This window comes from Brenneria sp. hezel4-2-4 (assembly GCF_013155275.1).
Taxonomy (GTDB): domain Bacteria; phylum Pseudomonadota; class Gammaproteobacteria; order Enterobacterales; family Enterobacteriaceae; genus Brenneria.
On sequence record NZ_JABJXS010000003.1, the window covers coordinates 91,076 to 109,630 of the forward strand.

The window sequence follows — 18,555 nt, forward strand, 5'->3', positions numbered from 1 at the left end:
TGACGCGCCACGGCAACGAGACGCCAGCTACGCTTTTTGCGTCTTTCCTCGCGTACGGTTTTTCCTGGTAGAGACATTGTCATTGTGGTCATCGCCGTCCCCCGCCTCGTGCAGCAGAACGGCTAAATTGCGCGCCGTGTGCTCAACATACTCGGTAAGCAGTTGGAAGTGGCTTCCCGGCGTGGTGAGGTTTTTGACCAGGTTCGGCCATTCGCTTGCCCAACGTTCGGGTTGCGCGGAAGCGGGGTAGTCCGCCGCCTGGAGCATCAACACCGGCGCGCTCAATCGCGAGGGCGACCACCGCATGCCGAACAGGTCGAGATACCAGGCCAGCGCCATGATGCCGTCATCCTCGTCTGACCAGAATTCGCCTTTTGACGCCATCCACAGCCGCAGCACGTCCTCCAATGCCGCGTCGCTCATCGCGGCGGGAGGGAAACTATCGATCAACACCACGGCTTGCGGCTGGATGCCGCGCGCTTCCAGCCGATGGGCGGCCGCGTGCGCGACCAGCCCGCCGGTGGAAAAGCCGACCAGCGTAAAGGCTTGCCCCGCGGCGCAGTTTTCCACCGCGGTAGCCAGCGCTTCGGCCGCCGCATAGTCGTTATCGGGCAGAGGATCGTGTTGGAAGCCGGGAAGCGGTACGGTCACCATGCTGTATTGACCGTTTAGCGCGGAGCACAATCGCTGGTAAGTGAGATTCGCAGCCGCCGGAATGAATGAGTTAAGGCAAATCAGCAGCGGCTTTTGCGGTTCCCGGCGCAGCCAGGTGACCTCTGGCGCGTACCGGCGGTGTTCGGAATGCGCGAAATGGGGGCGCAGCCGCGCCGCGCCGGCGATGACGCTCAGACCTTCATGCGTCATCCCTTGCTGGACGGCTTGCTGCAACAGGCCGTAGTACCCGTCGCTGCGCGAGGCGGGCTGCGGCGGCTGACGGGGCGCCTCATTCGTCTCGTTCAGTTGGCCGAGTAAGTACAGCGTCAGCGCCTGTGGCGTCGGATGGTCGAAAATCGCCGTGGCGGGCACCCGTATCCCGACGACAGACGCTAACCGGCTGCTCATTTCCACCGAGGTCAATGAGTCGAATCCCAGCGTGATGAACTCCACATCGACCCTGATGGATTTAGGGTCGGGATGGCTTAGCACTTCGCCCGCATGCTGAAGGATCAGCTTGGTCAGATAGGCGCCGCGTTCCGCCTCCGGCATGGCGGCAATCTGCCGGGCCGTGCCGGCGGCGCTCTGGGGCGTCGAAGCGGCGGGCAACAGTTCGGTGAGTAAGACTGCCAAACCTTGAGCGCGCAACGCCTCCAGATTCAAACGCGTCGGGAGCAGATGCGGGGGATGGGGATCGGCGTCGGTGCCGATAACGCCATCCAGGAAGGCCAGCCCTTGCGGGATGGAGAGTGGAATTTGTCCCGAATCAATAATGTCTTGTATGCCTTCGGCGCCCAGTTGTTTACCCATTTCTGAGCGTTCCGCCCACATCCCCCAGGCCATGGCGGTGGCCGGAAGCCCCTTATGGCGGCGGTGATGGGCCAATGCGTCCAAAAACGCGTTGGCGGCGGCGTAATTACCTTGCCCTTTCTGCGGCAGCAGGCTTACCGCCGACGAGTACAGCACAAAAGCGGCCAGATCCTGATGTTGCGTGAGGCGATGCAGATTCCACGCCGAATCGGCTTTGGAACGCAACACGCTGTCTATCTGCTCAGGCGTCATGGCGCGGATTTCCGCGGTATCGACGGTGCCGGCGGCGTGGATAATCGCGGTAAGGGGATGCGTCAGTGGAATCGCGCCGAGCAGCGCTTGCACCGCCTGTGGATCGGCGATATCGCAGGCGGTGATCGTTACCGCAACGCCGAGTCCGACCAGATCTTTTATCACGTCGTCAGCGCCGGGCGCGTCCGGTCCGGTCCGGCTGGCAAGAAGAATGTGGCGAATACCGTGCTTCTCGGCCAGGTGTTTCGCCACGGTTTTGCCAAGCGCGCCGGTGCCGCCGGTGATCAGAACGGTGCCCTCGGGGGCGAGAGGACGTGGGGGCATCAGGGCTGAACTTTCCTCCTGATGGGCAGCCGTGCGCGCGGCGGAGGTTTTCACCAGCCGTGGCGCAAGCAGGCCGCCGCGGCGCAGCGCCAGTTGAGGTTCGCGCGCCAGCGCTACGCCGACCGCCGTACTTAACTGCGGCCATGAGGCATCCAGGTCATCGACGTCAAGCAGCAAGAAACGGCCGGGGTGTTCGCATTGGGCGGTACGCAGCAGTCCCCACAAGGGAGACTGCGTGAGGTTCGGCACATCTTCGCCGTCATGGGTCGCGACCGCATGTTGCGTGACCACCGCCAGGGGACAATGCGCGGTTTGCGGGGCGGCCAGCCAGTTCTGCACCAGGTCGAGCAACTGGCGCAGCGGCTGATGGATATCATCGTCATCGGCGAGGGGACAGATGAAGAGGGCGGCCGCATAGTCCGACGCGGCAGAGAAAGAAGCCAGCGCCGTTTCGCTATCATTGAATACGCGGGTTTGTTCCTCCTCGCTCAATTGAGTAATCAGGCGTTGGCGGGAAGCGGTCTGAGGGATAATCCAGCACAGGTTGTTTACCGCCGCCGTGTCGGCGGGGACGTCGCGCCACGCCAGATGATAGGGCTGCTGGCGACGGGGAGCCGTGTGGGTTTGCGGATTAAACGCTTTGAGTACCAGGCCATCGATTTCCGCGACGGGCGTGCCGATCTCGTCGACCAGGCGCAAATGGTGTTCGCTGTGATCCGGCGTGGATGCGCTCCTGGGCTTGGTGATCATGTGTCCGCGCAACCGACGGGCGCCCAAAGAATAGAATTTCAGGCCGTTGAACGAAAAAACCACTTGTATCTGTCCGTCGGTTTCTTGCGTCGCATCGATAAAGGCGGACTGCATTCCGGCGTCCAGCAATAAAGGGTGGATATCGAATTTATGGTTGTCTGTGACGTTTTCCGGCAGACATTCGGTCTCAATATAGATGCCGCCATTGCCGCGCCACGCGGACTTGAGCCGCTGAAAGGCCGGGCCGAGGGCGCTGAGGCGGTGCTGGTGGTACAGATCGCTAAGATCGAGCGGCTGCGCCCCGGCGGGCGGCCAGGTCTCCATGTTCAGATCCGGCCATACCGGAAGGTTGCGATCGGTCGGCGCCAGTTTACAGATGGCGTGCCGTTGCCAGGTATTTTCCTCTTCCGCGGAGTCAGCATAAGATTGCGGGTAGCGGAAGTAGAAGTCCGCGGGGCGGATGCCGTTTTCGTCGGCTTCGCCAACGCGTAGTTGGATGTCGACCACCACATCGTCGGGCAGCATAAACAGCGAGTGCAGCACCAGCGTATCGATGCAGGCGTAGCCGATCTGCGCTCCGGCGTGTTGAATGAGTTCAATCGTCATGGCGCCGGCCACCGCGGTGACGCCGTCCACTTTGTGCTCGCTCACCCACGGTTGCTTAGCGGCGTCCAACTGTCCGGTAAATATCCAGCCTTGCCGGTCGGCCATTTCGATCCCGGCTTGGAGCAGCGGGTGCGTCAGCGCGCGTAGTCCGCCGCCGGAGGCCGATCGTGGCGACGGCGCTTCCAGCCAATAGCGACGGTGCTGGAAAGGATAGGTGGGCAGCGGTACGCTCCGGGTGCGGGCAAGCAGCTTCGTCCAGTCCAGCGGCAGTCCCTGGGCGTAGAGTTTCGCCAGCGCGGCGAACAACGGGCGCCCTTCCTCTCGCTCCTTGCGCACAGGGGCGATCCACACGGTGTCGGATTCGCCGTCCAACTGACGCGCCGCGTCGTTGGTTCGGCCCATCGCGGTCAGCACGCCATCGGGGCCAATTTCCAGCGCGGTGACGGTATTATGCGCCAGCAGCCAGTTAGCCGCGGCATCGAAACGAACCGCCCGCCGCGCCTGAGTGGCCCAATAGTCAGGAGAACAGGCCTGCTCGTTGGAGAGCAGCTCGCCGGTGACGGTAGATATAATCGGCATGGCGGGAGGATTAAAGGCGAGCGTCGCGAGCGTACTCCGCAACGTCTCAACGATGACATCGATATGCGGCGAGTGGAAGGCGTGGCTGGTTCGCAGACGGTGAGTGCGATAGCCGCGGCTCTGCCACTGTTCGGCGATTTGCAGAACGGTGTCGGTATCCCCGGAGATCACCACTGACGACGGGGTATTCACCACCGCGATGGTAACGGCTGTCTCATAACCCGCCAGTGAAGGCAGAATCTCCTGTTCGCCGGCTTCAATCGCCACCATGGCGCCTTTAGCGCTAATCGATTGCATCAGTCCTCCCCGCACGGCGACGAATTTGGCGGCGTCGGCCAGAGAGAAAACGCCCGCGATATGGGCGGCGGCGATTTCGCCGATGGAGTGTCCGACCACCATGTCGGGCGTCGGGCCGAGGTGGGTCACGGTTCGATACAGGGCGACTTCAAAGGCGAACAGCGCCGCCTGAGTGAAATCGGTGCGATCCAGCAGGTCGGCTTCGGCGGAGCCTTTTTCGGCGAACATGATGGTTTTAAGAGGCTGCGGCAACAGCGGGTCCAGGTGCTCACACACCTCATCCAGCGCCTGAGCGAATACGCTGGAGAGCCGATAAAGCTCCTGTCCCATCGTCGGCCATTGCGCGCCCTGGCCGGTAAACAGAAAAGCGGTATTCCCCGACGGCGAACGGACGCCCTGGACGACGCCGGGGGCGTAGCTATCGTTGGCCAGCGCTTCCAGCGCGCTGATTATCCCCTCGCGGTTTGCCGCGGTGACGACGGCCCGGTAGTCGAAGTGCGTCCGGGTGGTGGCGAAAGAGAAGGCGATGGCGGCGAACTCATCCTCCCCGGCCTCTCTGATCCGTTCGGCCGTCGCTGCCGCCTGGGCGCGCAATCCGCCTGGCGAAGCCGCGGAAAGCGGCAGCGCCAGCTCCGGCGCCGCGAAGGTCAGACCGGGGGCGTCGCTCACCGGCGACGCGTTAAGCGACGGCGCCTCTTCAAGGATGAGATGGGCGTTGGTGCCGGAAAAGCCGAACGACGACACCGCCGCCCGCATGGGATACCCGGTATCCGGCCAGGGACGCGGGGCGGTAAGCAATCTGATCGCGCCCTGCGACCAATCTACCTTGCTGGAGGGAACGTCGGCATGAAGGGTTTTCGGCAATACGCGATACTGAAACGCCATCACCATTTTGATGATGCTGGCAACGCCGGCGGCCAATTGAACATGACCGATATTGGATTTAAGCGAACCCAGCCACAGCGGCCGATCTTCAGGCCGATGCTTGCCGTAGGTGTTGAGCAGCGCATTGGCTTCGATGGGGTCGCCGAGCGTCGTCCCGGTGCCGTGCGCTTCCACTACGTCAATGTCGGAAAATGTCAGTTGCGCATTTTTCAACGCCTGGCGGATGACCTGTTCCTGCGCCGGTCCGTTTGGCGCGGTGAGTCCGTTGCTGGCGCCATCCTGGTTAATCGCGCTGCCGCGAATAACCGCCAGAACCGGATGTCCGGCCTGAACCGCGTCGGAGAGTTTCTCCAGCAGCAACAGCCCCACGCCTTCGGAAAACCCGGTGCCGTCCGCGCTGTCGGCGAAGGCTTTGCAGCGCCCGTCGGCGGATAAGCCGCCCTGACGGGTAAATTCCGCGAAAACCTCTGGCGAGGCGATCACCGTCGCGCCGCCGGTGATCGCCAGCGAGCATTCGCCGGCGCGCAGCGAGCGGACGGCCAGATGCAGGGCGCTCAGCGAGGATGAGCACGCCGTATCCACCGTAAGCGCCGGGCCGTTCAGCCCGAGCGCATAGGCAATTCGACCGGAAGCGATGCTGCTCAGGCCGCCTTGCAGACGATAGCCGTCGGCGGCGGGATTGCGCCGTTCAATATCGGCGAGATAGCCATTATGGGTGGTGCCGATAAATACCCCGGTCTGGCTGTTTTTTAGCGAGGCGGGAACAATATCGGCGCGTTCCAGCGTTTCCCAGGCGACTTCCAACAGCAGGCGCTGCTGCGGATCCATCGCCAGCGCCTCCCGATCGGAAATTTTGAAAAAACCGGCGTCGAATCCGGCGACGTCCTCCAGGAAGCCGCCTTTCCACGAATCGGCGATCGATTTAAGCGTCGGATCCTGCTCAAAAAGGGTGTCGATCCGCCATCCGCGATCCGCGGGAAAGGGGCCGATAGCTTCCGCGCCGTCGTCCAGCAACCGCCAAAGCTGCTCGGGAGAACGGATACCGCCGGGCAAGCGGCAGCCCATCGACACGATGGCGATGGGTTCGTGCGCGGCCTGGCTCAGCTTTTGGTTACTGCGTTTTAACTGTTCGTTAAGCAGTAAGCTGCTGCGCAGCGCTTCAGTCAGGCGTGCAGAGGCATCATTTCCGCCTGACGTCGGGGAGGATTCCGCGGGCATTTGAGCACGGTTTGGCTGCTTAGCCGAAGGGTGTCCTGACATGCTAGTCATAATTTTCTTCCTTGGTGGATAACGCGAGGGATACCAGCTCGTCGGTGCTGGCGGATTGGATGCTTTTTACTCGATTGTTTTCCGCATTTTTGGCCGGACTTGCGGCGTCGTCTCCCGCCTGAAGCAGCATATCGAGCAGTCCGGTATCGCGCAGACGCGAAAGCGGGATCGCGGCGAGGATGTCGCGAATACGCGCTTCCTCTTTTTCTTCCGTCGCCGACGGGTCAGACGCCGTATCCAGTCCGGCAAAAAGCTGTTCGTCGAGGTATTCGGCGAGCGCCGCCGGCGTGGGGTAGTCATAGGTCAAAGTGGCCGGCAGGCGCAGACCGGAAGCCGTCGCCAGGCGATTGCGCAGTTCCAGCGCCATCAGCGAGTCGATGCCGCTTTCCTTGAAAGACTGCTCGGGCGCAAGGCGTGAAGCGTCATCCAGACCGAGGATGGCGGCGATGTTGACGGCAATCGCGGTTTGCAACTGTTTCAGTCGCGCGGCGGGCTCCAGCGCGGCCAGCGATTGGCGAAGATCCGGCGCTTTTTGATTGTCGGCGGATGCCCGACGCGCGCTTGCCGGCCCGGCCAGACGCTCCAGCAACGGATGCAGGCTTCCCGACCGGCTGTTCTTACGCAGCATTTGCGGATTGAGCGGGGCGGCGGTGAGCGCCGCATAGGGCAGCGTCAACGCCGCGTCGATCATCGCATGCCCGTGTTCCGGCGTGATGGGAGCCAGACCGGTGCGGGCGATACGCGCGTTATCCGTGTTGCTTAGCTGGCTGGAAAGCCCGGTGACCGGCTGCCACCAGCCCCAGGCGAGGGAGGTGGCGGGCAAGCCCTGGCTACGACGGTTATGGGCCAGCGCATCGAGCGTCCGGTTCGCGGCCGAGTAGTTCCCCTGGCCAGGACTGCCGAGCGTGCCGGCGCTGGAGGAGTAGAGTACGAAGGCCGCGAGATCCTGATGCCGGGTCTTTTCATGCAGGTGCCAGACCGCATCGACTTTCGGCGTGAAGACCGTGTTGATGTCATCGGCGGTCAGGTTGGCGATGGTGGCGTCGGCCAGTACCCCGGCGGTGTGGAACACCCCGGTGAGCGGATGAGCGGACGGGATGGCGTCGAGCAACGTTTGCAGCGCCTGCGCGTCGGCGGTGTCGCAGGCGGCGAGTTCGACCGTGGCGCCCGCGCTTTCCAGCGCGGCTTTCAACTGATGCGCACCTTCGGCATTCGGGCCGCGGCGGCTGGCCAGAATCAGGCGGCGCACCTGGTGCTCGGTTACCAGATGGCGCGCGAGCAGGCCGCCGAGCGTCCCGGTCCCGCCGGTGATCAGCACCGTTCCTTCGGGGTTTAGCGCGTGCGTAAAGGTCAGCACCACTTTACCGGTGTGACGTCCCTGCTGCATCAGGCGGAAAGCCTGAACCGCCTCCCGGATATCGAAGGCCGTAACGGGCAACGGCGTCAGCGAACCGGCGCGCATCAGTTCAAGCAACTCGCCGAGCATTTTCGCCGTCTGCGCCGGATCTTTGTCGGGGCGATCAAGATAATGATACGCCAGGCCGGCGTGGCTGGCGGCGACCTGGCCGGCGTCGCGGATATCGGTTTTGCCGAGTTCGACAAACCGGCCGTCCGCCGCCATCAACGCCATCGTGGCGTCAATGAATTCGCCGGTCAATGAGTTGAGCGCCACATCGATTCCCCGATCGCCGAGCACGGCGCGGAATTGTTCGGCAAAGCCCAGCGTGCGCGAGCTGGCGATATGGTCGTCGGCAATGCCGAGCTGACGCAGAATCGGCCACTTGTCAGGGTGCGCCGTGGCGAAGATTTCCGCGCCCAGATGACGCGCCAGTTGAATAGCCGCCTGGCCGACCCCGCCGGCCGCCGCATGAATCAAAACTTTTTCGCCGCGGCGCAGAGACGCAAGCTGCGTCAGGGCGTGGAAGGCGGTGAGGAATGCGACGGGAACGCCCGCGGCCTGAGCGAACGACCAGTCGTCTGGGATCGGAACCGTGGTGCGTTGATCGGCAATGACGGTCGGGCCAAAGGCGCCTTCTGTCATGACCATCACCCGGTCTCCGGCTTTGAAACGCTTCACGCCGGGGCCGACTTCCGCAATCACCCCTGCGGCTTCCGTGCCGAACTCATGCTGCGGGGGGATCAGACCCAACGCGCAGACGATATCGTAGAAGTTGACGCCCGCCGCGCGGACGCTCAGTCGTATTTGGCCGCGGCTCAGCGGTGCGGCCGCTTCGGGCGCGGGCTTGAGCGTAAGGTTATCGAGATTGCCCGCGTTTGGAATATCCATGCGCCAGAACGGCGTATCGGCAGGCGGCGTCAGCATTTCGTTTTTCACCAGCCGGGTCAGATGAGGGATAAGCAGTTTGTCTTGACGCACCGCCAACTGCGGGCGGTCGCTGGCCAACGCCGCGCTCAGCAGCGCCGTATCGGCAAGCGGGCGCGCCGTATCGAGCAGGACAATCCGGCCGGGGTTTTCGCTCTGAGCGGAGTGCAGTAGCCCCCACGCCGCGCCGTGGGCGAAATCAACACGTTCATTCGAGGCGGTGACGATGGCGTGGCGGGCGATGACGAACAGCGTCGTATGCGCCATTTTCTCGTCAGCCAGCCAGGTCTGGAGCAGATGAATCACCTTTTCGCACTGCGCACGCGTGGCGCTGGGCGCGTCGGCGGCCGGTTCGGTCGGCAACGGCCAGACGATGACATCGGGCGGCGTGGCCGACGTCATCGCCGTTTGCAGCTCGGGCAGCGTCGGGTAACGGGAAAGGGCGCTGAATGCGGCATCGTCGGTCGTGTCGGCGCCGAGCAACGCCCAGGCGGCGAGCGGCGGGGCATCTTTCGCCCTGGACGCGGTGGGCAACGGGCTCCAGGTGGTGCGCAGCAGATCGTGTTCGGGTTGGATGCGTAATAGGTCGCGCAGTTTGTCCCGCGTCGTTTCACGCAGATTGAGCGCCTCGATGGAGAGGACAAGCTCGCCCGTTTCGTCGATGGCGACCACGCTGACCGTATCGGGTTTCGCCAAATGCAGCCGCGCGCGCAGTTGTCGCGGTTGGGCGTCGGCAATGGTCACGCCGCTGAATGCAAACGGCAAGCGCAATTCTCCCGCATCCTGGTCGTCGCCGGCAGGCAGCGCGATAGTATGGAGCACGGTATCGAGCAGCGCGGGGTGAAGACGGTGCCCGTTCAGCGACAGGTCGTCGGGCAGGTTTGCCTCGGCATACCAATAATCGCCGCTGCGCCAGGCGGCGGCAAGCCCCTTAAAGGCCGGGCCGTATTCATAACCGGCGGCGGCGAGGTGTTGATAAAGGTCGGCAAGATCCACTTGCTCGGCGTCAACCGGCGGCCAGTCCTGGTTGGAGAAGGGGGATTCGGGCAACGCCGCGTCGCGCAGTAATTGCGCATTGGCGTGCAATGTCCATATCGGGGATTCCTGGTCGTCGTCGGCGTGTCGCCGCGCATGGAGCGTTACCGCGCGTAGCCCACGGTCGTCAGGACGGCCGACGCGGAGTTGTAAATCAAGCTCTCCCTGCTCAGGAAGTACCAGCGGCGCCTGGATGACCAACTCGGCGATGTGGTTGTAGCCCGTCGTCAAGGCGGCGTATTGGATCATATCCAGATAAGCCGTACCGGGAAGCAGCGCCACGCCGGAGGCGGCGTGATCGGCGAGCCAGGCATGGCTGGTCAGGCTGATGCGCCCCGTCAGCAGCACCCCTTCATCGTCCGGCAGGTCAATGATCGCGCTCAGCAGGGCGTGTTCCGCCGAACGTTGCCCGGTTGTGGCGACATCGTTGGAGACCTGCGAGTTCAACCAGTAGTGACGGTGCTCGAAAGGATAGGTGGGAACGTCAACCAGATTGGCCGTGGGGTGCAGGGCGCGCCAGTTGATGTCGTGACCGTGGACGTAAAGCCGCGCCATGGCCTCGGTCAGGCATTGGACGGAGGGCTTATTGCGCTGCATGGAGCCGATGGCGGTTGCGGCGTCGCCGACGGTTTCCTCCAGCGCCGGCAGCAGCACCGAGTGTGGGCTGCATTCCAGAAAGGTCATGGTTCCCGCCTTGCTTAACGCCAGCGCGGTATCGGCGAAGCGCACCGGATGGCACAGGTTATCGCACCAATATTCGGCGTCCAGCATCGTGCCGCCGAGCGGCGTAGCATGGGGGTAGCCGTCCACGGTACTGTAAAAGGCGAGGCGCGTCGCCTGTGGCGTCAGGCCGGAGAATAGCTGCATCAGAACCGGGCGCAGCGCGTCGAGACGGGGAGAATGCCCCGCGACGTCAACGGCAACCCGCTTCGCGCGTATCCGCTCTTTTTTGCAGCGGCGCAGCAAAGCGTCGATCGCCTGGGTATCGCCAGAGACAACGGTTGCGATCGGGCTGTTGAAAACGGCCAGCGTAATGTCGTCGTCGCCCTGTTCGACGAACGTTTTGGCCTGTTCCTCGGACAGGCCGATCATCGCCATCGCGCCGCTGCCGGCCTGGCTGAGCATCAGTTGTGAGCGCAAGGCGACGATTTTTACCGCATCCTGTAGGGTGAGCGCTCCGGCGATATAGGCGGCGGCGATTTCCCCTTGCGAATGACCCACTACGGCATTCGGCGTAAAGCCAAAAGATTGCCACAGGCGGGCGAGCGCGGTCATCACCGCGAATAGCGCCGGTTGCACGATGTCGACCCGTTCCAACGGCGGCGCGTCCTGGGCGCCGCGCAGCACGTCGATCAGCGACCAATTCACATAGGGACGAAGCGCTTCGTCAACCCGATCGATGGCCTGGCGGTAAACGGAAAACGCGTCATACAGCGCCATTCCCATTTCGGGCCATTGTGAGCCTTGTCCCGGGAAGACGAAGACCAGCTTGCCTGAGTCGCCCGCCGTCAGGGTGTTTGCGATCAGCATCGGGTGATCCTGACCGTCGGCAAGCGCCTGCAATCCTTGTAATAGCGCGTCCCGTGACTGTCCCCACACCGCGGCGCGGCAGGCAAACCGGCTACGGGACGCGCCCAGTGAATAGCCGATGCTGACGGGATCAATCGTCGGCTGACTGAGGACATGTTCGCGCAGCCGCGTGGCTTGCTTACGCAGCGCGGCGTCCGTTTTCGCCGCAATCGGCCAGAGCATTTCCTGCGGCGTGCCGTCGGGAAGGCTGGCGGCAATCGGCGACGCCGGCGGCTGTTCCACAATCAGGTGACCGTTGGTGCCTGAAACCCCGAACGAAGAAATGGCGGCGCGACAGGGGCGCTCGTCAACCTGCGGCCACGGTTGCTGTTCCGTGAGTAAGCGAATAGCGCCGTTCGACCAGTCCACTTCGGTCGAGGGGGCGGTGATATGCAAACTGCGCGGCAACACGCCATGCTGGAAAGCCATCACCATTTTGATCACCCCCGCCACCCCCGCGGCGGCCTGGGTATGGCCGATGTTGGATTTGATCGACCCGAGCATCAAGGGGCGTTCCGCGGGGCGTTCCCGGCCATAGGTAGCCATCAGCGCGTTGGCTTCTATCGGATCGCCGAGGCGGGTGCCGGTGCCGTGGGCTTCAACCACGTCAATATCCTGAGGCGCTAAACCCGCGTTGACCAGCGCATGGCGGATCACCTGCTGCTGCGCCGTGCCGTTGGGGGCGGTCAGCCCGTTGGAGGCGCCGTCCTGGTTGACCGCGCTGCCGCGAATAACGCCCAGAATCGGGTGGCCGTTGGCCTGGGCCTGCGAAAGCCGTTCCAGCAACAGCATGCCGGCGCCTTCGGACAACCCCACGCCGTCGGCTGAGGCCGAGAACGCTTTGCATCGGCCATCCGGCGCCAGCACGCGCTGTTGAGAAAAGTCGATCAGTACGCCCGGCGTCGGCATGACGGTGACGCCCCCGGCAAGCGCCAGTTTGCAGTCGTTACTGCGTAATGCTTCACATGCCGTATGGATGGCGACCAGAGAAGAAGAGCATGCCGTATCAATGGTGACGGCCGGTCCTTGCAGACCGAGGCTATAGGCGACCCTGCCCGAGGCGACGCAGGTGGCGGTTCCCATGTAGCCGTAACCGGAAACCTCTTCCGGCGCGTATTGAATTTGGGTGCCGTACTCCGTCGACATCACCCCGGCATAGATCCCGGTGAGGGAGCCGTGCAGCGTTGCGGGATCGATCCCCGCCCGCTCGACGGCTTCCCAGGATATTTCCAGTAACAGCCGCTGCTGCGGTTCCAGCGTTAAGGCCTCGCGCGGTGAAATGCCGAAGAATCCGGCGTCGAACAGGGGAGCCTCATACAGAAAGCCGCTGGCGCGGGTGGAGATTTTGCCGAGGCGGCCCGGTTCAGGATCGTACAGGTTTTTGGTATCCCAGCCGCGATCCGACGGGTAGTCGCCGATGGCGTCCCGGCCTTCCAACACCAGATTCCATAGCGCTTCGGGCGTGGTGACGCCGCCGGGATAGCGGCAAGCCATACCGATGATGGCGATAGGGTCGTCGTCGTCGCGGGAGACGCTTTCAAAGGCGTTCTGTTCGCTGTCGGGCGAGATCAGTCCAAGCTCGTGGCGCAGGTATTCGCTGAGCGCCCGCGGCGAGGGATGGTCGTAGACCAGCGTGGACGGTAAATCGATCCCGGTGGCCACCGAAAGCCCGCGCGCGAATTCCACCACGGTAAGCGAGGTGAATCCGATATCCCGGAAAGCCTGGGTATCCGAGGAGAACGCATGTCCCAACAGCGCCTTGGTTTCACGAGCCACCAAATCCAGCAGGATTTCACGCTGTTCGGCTGGGCTGCGCTCGGCCAATGCCGCGCGATCGACGTCGGCGCCTTGCGGCGGCGCGCCGTCATCGCCGGAAACGGCGTTTTCCCTGGCGGGCGGCGTCTTGTCAGCAGGCGTCGCGAGCGACACGGCGTGGTTAAACTGCGCCGCCAGATGTGGGAAGAAATAGCGGAATACGGTATGCCACTCAATCGGCGCACCGTTGATGAACGCGTGGGTCAGCGCATAAATGAAACTTTCCCGGTCGCTTTTTCTGCGGTCGAGGGTGGGTATCGCTGCCCCGCGCACGCCGGCGGCACGCAGGTGTTCGTCTACGATCGCCGTCAGCACGGGATGCGGACTGACCTCGATAAACAGGCGATGACCGTCGTTAATCAGGGCGCGCAGGCTGTTCTCGAACAGAACGGTGTCGCGCAGGATGCGGAACCAATACTCGGGCGTGAAATCGTCGGCGTTGAGTCGGGTTCCGGTCACTGAGGAGTAGTAGGCGGCATGCGCGGAGGACAGAACGCGGCGCGGCGCCTGGTCAATAACATCCTCCCGCAGGATGTCCACCTGCGGACAATGGCCGGCGACGTCGCCCCCCGGTACTTTCCACGCCCAGAATCCCTCTTCCGTCAGCGTGGTCAGCAGCGCATTGGTGTCAGCCGTGCTCCCGCTGATGGTCACGCTTTTCGGGCTGTTGATCGCCGCGATAGCCAGCTTGCCGTTCCATTTTTTCAGTAGCGGCGTGAGGGTATCGACAGAGGCGGCGACCGATATCATCGCGCCTTGTCCTTCAATGCGGGTGAGCGCATTGCCCCATAGCGTGACCAGTTTGGCGGCATCCTCGCTGCTTAAATAGCCGGCGGCGTGAGCGGCGGCGGCTTCGCCCACCGAGTGGCCCACCACCGCCGCTTCACGGATGCCGAAAGCGCGCCATGCATCCGCCAGCGCGGAAGCCATGGTGAACTGTATCGGCTGAATCCGCGCCAGGCGCGTGAATTCTTCGCCAGCGGCGAGCGCGTCGGCGGGGTTCCAGTCAAGGTGCGATTGCAGCGCGTTGCCATAATCGTTAACCCGCTGGCGATAGTCGGGAAGCGCGGTGAGCAGTTCGGTGGTCATGCCCGGCCAAAGCGGCCCCTGGCCGGGAAAAATCAGCACCGGGCGCTGCCCAGCGTCGGCGCTGCCGGTCAGCACGTTGCGCGCGATGCGGCCTTGCGCCAGCGCGGCAAGCCCTTTCATGAACCCGGCTTTGTCTGCGGCGAATACCGCGCCGCGCTGCGCGGCGTGGGGCGCGGCGAGATGGCGCAGGCAAACTTCCTGTAACGCCTCATCCGGCATGGATTCGATTTCGGCGTGCAACTGCTCGGCCGTAGCGGCCAGCGCCAGCTCGGATTCGCCCGAGATAATCAAAGGCAAATTAAATGCGTCCATAAGGTGAACTCCTGTTATTTGGTGACGGCGTTTGCGGCGGAGGCGGTTTTCCGCCAGCCGATGTCCGAAGCCGGGTGAATTTCCAGATTTTTCGGCAGTTCGCTACGCAGCAGGACTTTCCCCAACTGCCGCCGAATATCGCCTTCGGTGAGCGAGCCGTCATGACAATAGACGTCGAGCGTGAAGGCCACTTCACCGCTATCGCCGTTGTTTTGGTGCACCCAGGCTTCCGCTCGGGAAATCCCGGCGATGGTTTCGGCTATCTCACAGACGGATTTCAGGCAGACTTTTTCACCACGGCTCATGACATAGGTCGGATTGCGATGTTGGAAAAAGAGATAGCCGTCGTCATCAATGATGAAGCGATCGCCGGTGCAGATGACGCGCCGGACGCCATTGAGCGGCGTATCCGCTTCATCGTCGCGCCCGTTAATCCGGCGGATCATCCCGCTGCCGGTTTCGACGATGAGTTCGCCGGCGGCATCGTCCGGGTGTTCTTTGCGCAGGTAAGTCTTGACCTCCGGGAAAGGCAAACCGACGGACGCGTATTTATCGGGCGGTTCGCGATGTGCGGCGAGTGTCGCCACGCGCGGGCCGGCCTGCGTCAGACCGTAGGTAAGATAAAGTTCGATCCCCGGATTGCGCGCCAGCATATTTTCCACCGCGCCGGGATTGATCGCGTCTCCGCCGATGGTTAGACGGCGCAACGGCGCCGGAAGCCGTTCGGAACCGCTTTGCAGCCAGGCGTCGATCATCATGGGCGTCAGGGATGACTGCGTTATCTGGTGCGTTTCTATCGTTTGCTCATAATTGCGCGGCGTGAAAGGCGGCCCGGCGATGATGGCTCTGTTTCCCAGCGCGAAGGTGGAAAGCAACTGCGCTACGAAGGCGTAGGAGTAATACATCGGCAGGTTGATAAGCACCCGATCGGCCGGGGTTTGCTCAACGGCTTGCGCATGGTAGGAGGCATTGAGAAAAAGCGCGTCAATGGTGAATAAACAGCCGCTAAAGATGCCGGAGGTTCCCGATGTGAGAAGAATGATCTCTCCCGGACGATAGCGTCGCGCCTTAACCTGACCCAGCACAGCCAGTTTGGCCGCCTGAGTCAGCGGTCGCGTCGGCTGAGTTTGCGCCAGACCGGAGGCAATGTGCAGCGCGATAAGGACATTGGCGCCAATCACCTGGCCGATTCGCTGAATTCGGGACGCCGGCGCCGACGACGGCAGCAGCACGGGAACCGCGCCGTGGGCCAGCAGGGCGAAGACCACCGCCACGAATTGCACGCTGTTCGGCATGGCGACCATAACCGGCTCACCGGGTTCGATTCCCTGCGCGCGAATATTTTCCAGTATTTTCGCAACGACGATCTGCGGCGCGGCATCCTGCGGCAGGTCGACCTGAACCAACTGGTTGATAAAGCGTTGCGCCGAGTCCGGGGTGATTTTCACGGGCGTTTTCATTGCGTCATCTCCCTGCTGTTGTCGGTCACGACCGTGCTGATGATGCGGTGGCCCGAGGCGTCCATGGCGTGAACGGTGATAATGACGTGGGTCGCTAAATGTTCATGCAGCCATGCCCGGGCCAGCACGGCCGCATAAGGGAGCGCGCTTTCCGGCGGCATCGAGAATACGATGCTTGGGCCGCTGAATTTCAGAAACTGAGAAGGCAGGCTACAGATCATGCCCGGGCAGGCGCCGGAAAAACGCAGCGGCGAGATATGGCCGGAAGGAATGGTTTTGGCGATGGCGCGCATGGTGTGAAGGGTACAGTGATCGCTGATGGCGATATGTCCCACGGACGGGCTTGCCGACAGAATGGCGTCGAGATGTTCGCCGATTGCCTGCTCCACGGCTTCCAGAATGAGCCATGAGAGCGGATCGGCATACAGCGACACTTTCTGCACGGGCTTGAAGGTAGCCAGGTCGGGGGCGACGGACACGCCTTGGCCCAAGGTGATTAGGCCCTGGGGCATCAATATATCGAGTTCTTTCATCGTGCTTCGCTCCCGGCGCTTTGGAAAACCAGGCAGGTGTTGAAACCGCCGAATCCCAACGTGACGCTGAGTCCGGCGGCGGCGTGGCGTATCGCAGTTTGTTGCGTGGCGATCGGCAGGCGGAGAGCGGCAAGCGGTTGCCGCAAGCCGTGAATCGGCGGGATCTGTTGCGTATTCAGCGCCTGTAATACGACGATGGCTTCGATCGCTCCGGTCGCGCCGAGTGTGTGTCCGAAAGCGCCTTTGGTGGCGAATAAGATCGGCGGTTGCGGCACAGCGGAAAAGATCTGCGAATAGGCTTTGGCTTCCACGCTATCGTTAACCTGCGTGCCGGTGCCGTGCGCGTTGATTATCCCGATGTTCGCTGGCGTCAGCCCCGCGCTGTCCAACGCCCTTTGCACCGTCAGAATCACGTTTTTACCGGATATGTCGGGAGCGACGGCGCTGGCGGCGTCATTTGCCGACCCCGCTCCCGCTACGATGCCATAAGGCCGCGCCCCCCGGCGCCGCGCCCGTTCCGCCGACTCCAGAACCAGAAAGGCGGCGCCTTCGCCGAGAACGGTCCCGTTGTGGCTGACATCGAAAGCGCGCAGGCCATCGGTCGACAGGGTGCCAAGCCGCGAGTGGCTGAGTCGTTTCCCCACGGTGAGAATATCGGCCCCGCCGCATAGGCAGAGCTCCGCGGCTCCCGAGCGGATGAAGTTCAGCCCGGCCAAAATGGCGTCGGCGCCCGCCGAGCACGCGGTGCTCACCGTTATCGGCTTCGCCACGCAGCCGGCATCCTGTAGCGCCTTGGTCGACCATTCGGACAGCGAGCGCGTGTCGGGCGAATCTAAATGATGGCCGTAGCTGGTGCCCAATATTGGAAGTATGTCTGGATCGTCCGGTGCGATGCCGGCGTCTTTCAGCGCCTTCAGCACGGTGCTTTTCGTCAACGCGTGCTGACGTTGCGGTGCCGGCCACTCCAGGGGCAACGCCGCCAATGGCGCGGCGAGATGACTACGCAGCGGGAAGGGCGCATCGACGTCGGTGATGCCGGAGTGACCCGCGAGCAGCGACTCCCACACCGTCGTTACCTCATCGCCCAGCGCCGTAGACCAGGCCATTCCGGTAACCCAGACCGATGAATGAGCATTCACCATAATTGAACTCCCAGGTCTGATACTTTCTGTCGCACCAGCGAACCTTTGACCATTCCCACGGTGTGGCCGGACACCGCCGCTCGGCAGGAAAACGTCAGGAAGTTGCCGCGCAGACTTTCGCAATGCAGTTCAAAGATGATTTGGTCGCCCGGCACGACAACCCGGGTAAATCTGGATTTGAGCGAACCGATCAGCGTGACTTCGTCATCGGTTAACGGCGCGGTCGAGAGTTGAAACAGAATGATGGCTGACTGGGCGATGGCTTGCATCATGTGGCTGGCGGGGAAAATGGCGCGTTCAGGGAAGTGTCCGGCGATGGCGTCCGTCTGACCCGACACCGCCATCAGGGTTTTAATATAGTCGGCGGGTTCGTAGTCAAGCACGCGGTCAAGGAAAACCATCGGATGGCGATGTCGTAACCACCCTTTGAGTTCGGTGAATCCCATAACCCGCGGCTGACGTTCCTCTGTGGTGTAAGTTTCCGTGTTCATCAATCATTATCTCCGTTGTCGGAAGGGGCGCGAAGGTCGGCGATCAGGCGAGAGAGCGTGCGGATCGAATCGAAGTATTTCGGCGTGAAATACTCGTCTTCAATCTTGACGTTAAAGGCGTATTCGCATTGAGCGCGAAGCTCGCTAAAACCGAGGGAGTCCAGTCCCAGTCCGTCGCGCATATTTTCATCGAGGTCGATTTCCGAACGCGGAGTACTGATAAATAAATCGTCGATTAAGATGCTGACAATGGTGTTTTCTATGTTTTTCAAGGTACGATCTCCAATAGTATTGATGGGTATTCCATAGGGATGTCGGACACGGGCGGTGCACTGAAGAGTTCAGCGCTAATCCGGCCGG

The 18,555-nt window shown here is 62.6% G+C and carries 7 protein-coding genes; all 7 read right to left on the bottom strand.

Annotated elements, in window-relative coordinates:
* Window positions 1-27: 27 nt before the first annotated feature.
* Genes HOY33_RS07250 through HOY33_RS07280 form a run of 7 tightly spaced genes read right to left on the bottom strand, consistent with a single transcriptional unit; the run spans window position 28 to window position 18,467 of the window.
* On the bottom strand, window positions 28-6,426 hold the full coding sequence (locus HOY33_RS07250) for a type I polyketide synthase (RefSeq protein ID WP_253906946.1): 6,399 nt from the start codon (window positions 6,424-6,426) through the stop codon (window positions 28-30).
* A complete protein-coding gene (locus HOY33_RS07255; protein ID WP_172289554.1) occupies window positions 6,419-14,569 on the bottom strand; it encodes a type I polyketide synthase in 8,151 nt (2,716 codons plus the stop codon). The genes HOY33_RS07250 and HOY33_RS07255 overlap by 8 nt, the downstream gene beginning before the upstream one ends.
* A 14-nt stretch (window positions 14,570-14,583) precedes the next feature.
* Window positions 14,584-16,029, bottom strand: coding sequence for a class I adenylate-forming enzyme family protein (locus HOY33_RS07260; protein WP_172289555.1), 1,446 nt, complete (start codon window positions 16,027-16,029; stop codon window positions 14,584-14,586).
* On the bottom strand, window positions 16,026-16,562 hold the full coding sequence (locus tag HOY33_RS07265; protein ID WP_172289556.1) for a coronafacic acid synthetase: 537 nt from the start codon (window positions 16,560-16,562) through the stop codon (window positions 16,026-16,028). The genes HOY33_RS07260 and HOY33_RS07265 overlap by 4 nt, the downstream gene beginning before the upstream one ends.
* Entirely contained in the window at window positions 16,559-17,704 is a 1,146-nt protein-coding gene (locus HOY33_RS07270) for a beta-ketoacyl-[acyl-carrier-protein] synthase family protein (RefSeq protein ID WP_172289557.1), read from the bottom strand. The genes HOY33_RS07265 and HOY33_RS07270 overlap by 4 nt, the downstream gene beginning before the upstream one ends.
* Window positions 17,698-18,195: a 3-hydroxyacyl-ACP dehydratase FabZ family protein gene (locus HOY33_RS07275; RefSeq protein ID WP_199377643.1), complete on the bottom strand. Its 498-nt coding sequence runs from the start codon at window positions 18,193-18,195 to the stop codon at window positions 17,698-17,700. Before HOY33_RS07275 ends, HOY33_RS07270 begins: the two co-directional genes overlap by 7 nt.
* A complete protein-coding gene (locus tag HOY33_RS07280; RefSeq protein ID WP_172289558.1) occupies window positions 18,195-18,467 on the bottom strand; it encodes an acyl carrier protein in 273 nt (90 codons plus the stop codon). Before HOY33_RS07280 ends, HOY33_RS07275 begins: the two co-directional genes overlap by 1 nt.
* Between the last annotated feature and the right edge of the window lie 88 nt (window positions 18,468-18,555).

Bases quoted from the DNA above. Each gene is read 5' to 3' on its own strand.
- HOY33_RS07260 (WP_172289555.1), bottom strand. From the start codon at position 16,029: ATGAAAACGCCCGTGAAAATCACCCCGGACTCGGCGCAACGCTTTATC.
- HOY33_RS07265 (WP_172289556.1), bottom strand. From the start codon at position 16,562: ATGAAAGAACTCGATATATTGATGCCCCAGGGCCTAATCACCTTGGGC.
- HOY33_RS07270 (WP_172289557.1), bottom strand. From the start codon at position 17,704: ATGGTGAATGCTCATTCATCGGTCTGGGTTACCGGAATGGCCTGGTCT.
- HOY33_RS07250 (WP_253906946.1), bottom strand. From the start codon at position 6,426: ATGACTAGCATGTCAGGACACCCTTCGGCTAAGCAGCCAAACCGTGCT.
- HOY33_RS07275 (WP_199377643.1), bottom strand. From the start codon at position 18,195: ATGAACACGGAAACTTACACCACAGAGGAACGTCAGCCGCGGGTTATG.
- HOY33_RS07255 (WP_172289554.1), bottom strand. From the start codon at position 14,569: ATGGACGCATTTAATTTGCCTTTGATTATCTCGGGCGAATCCGAGCTG.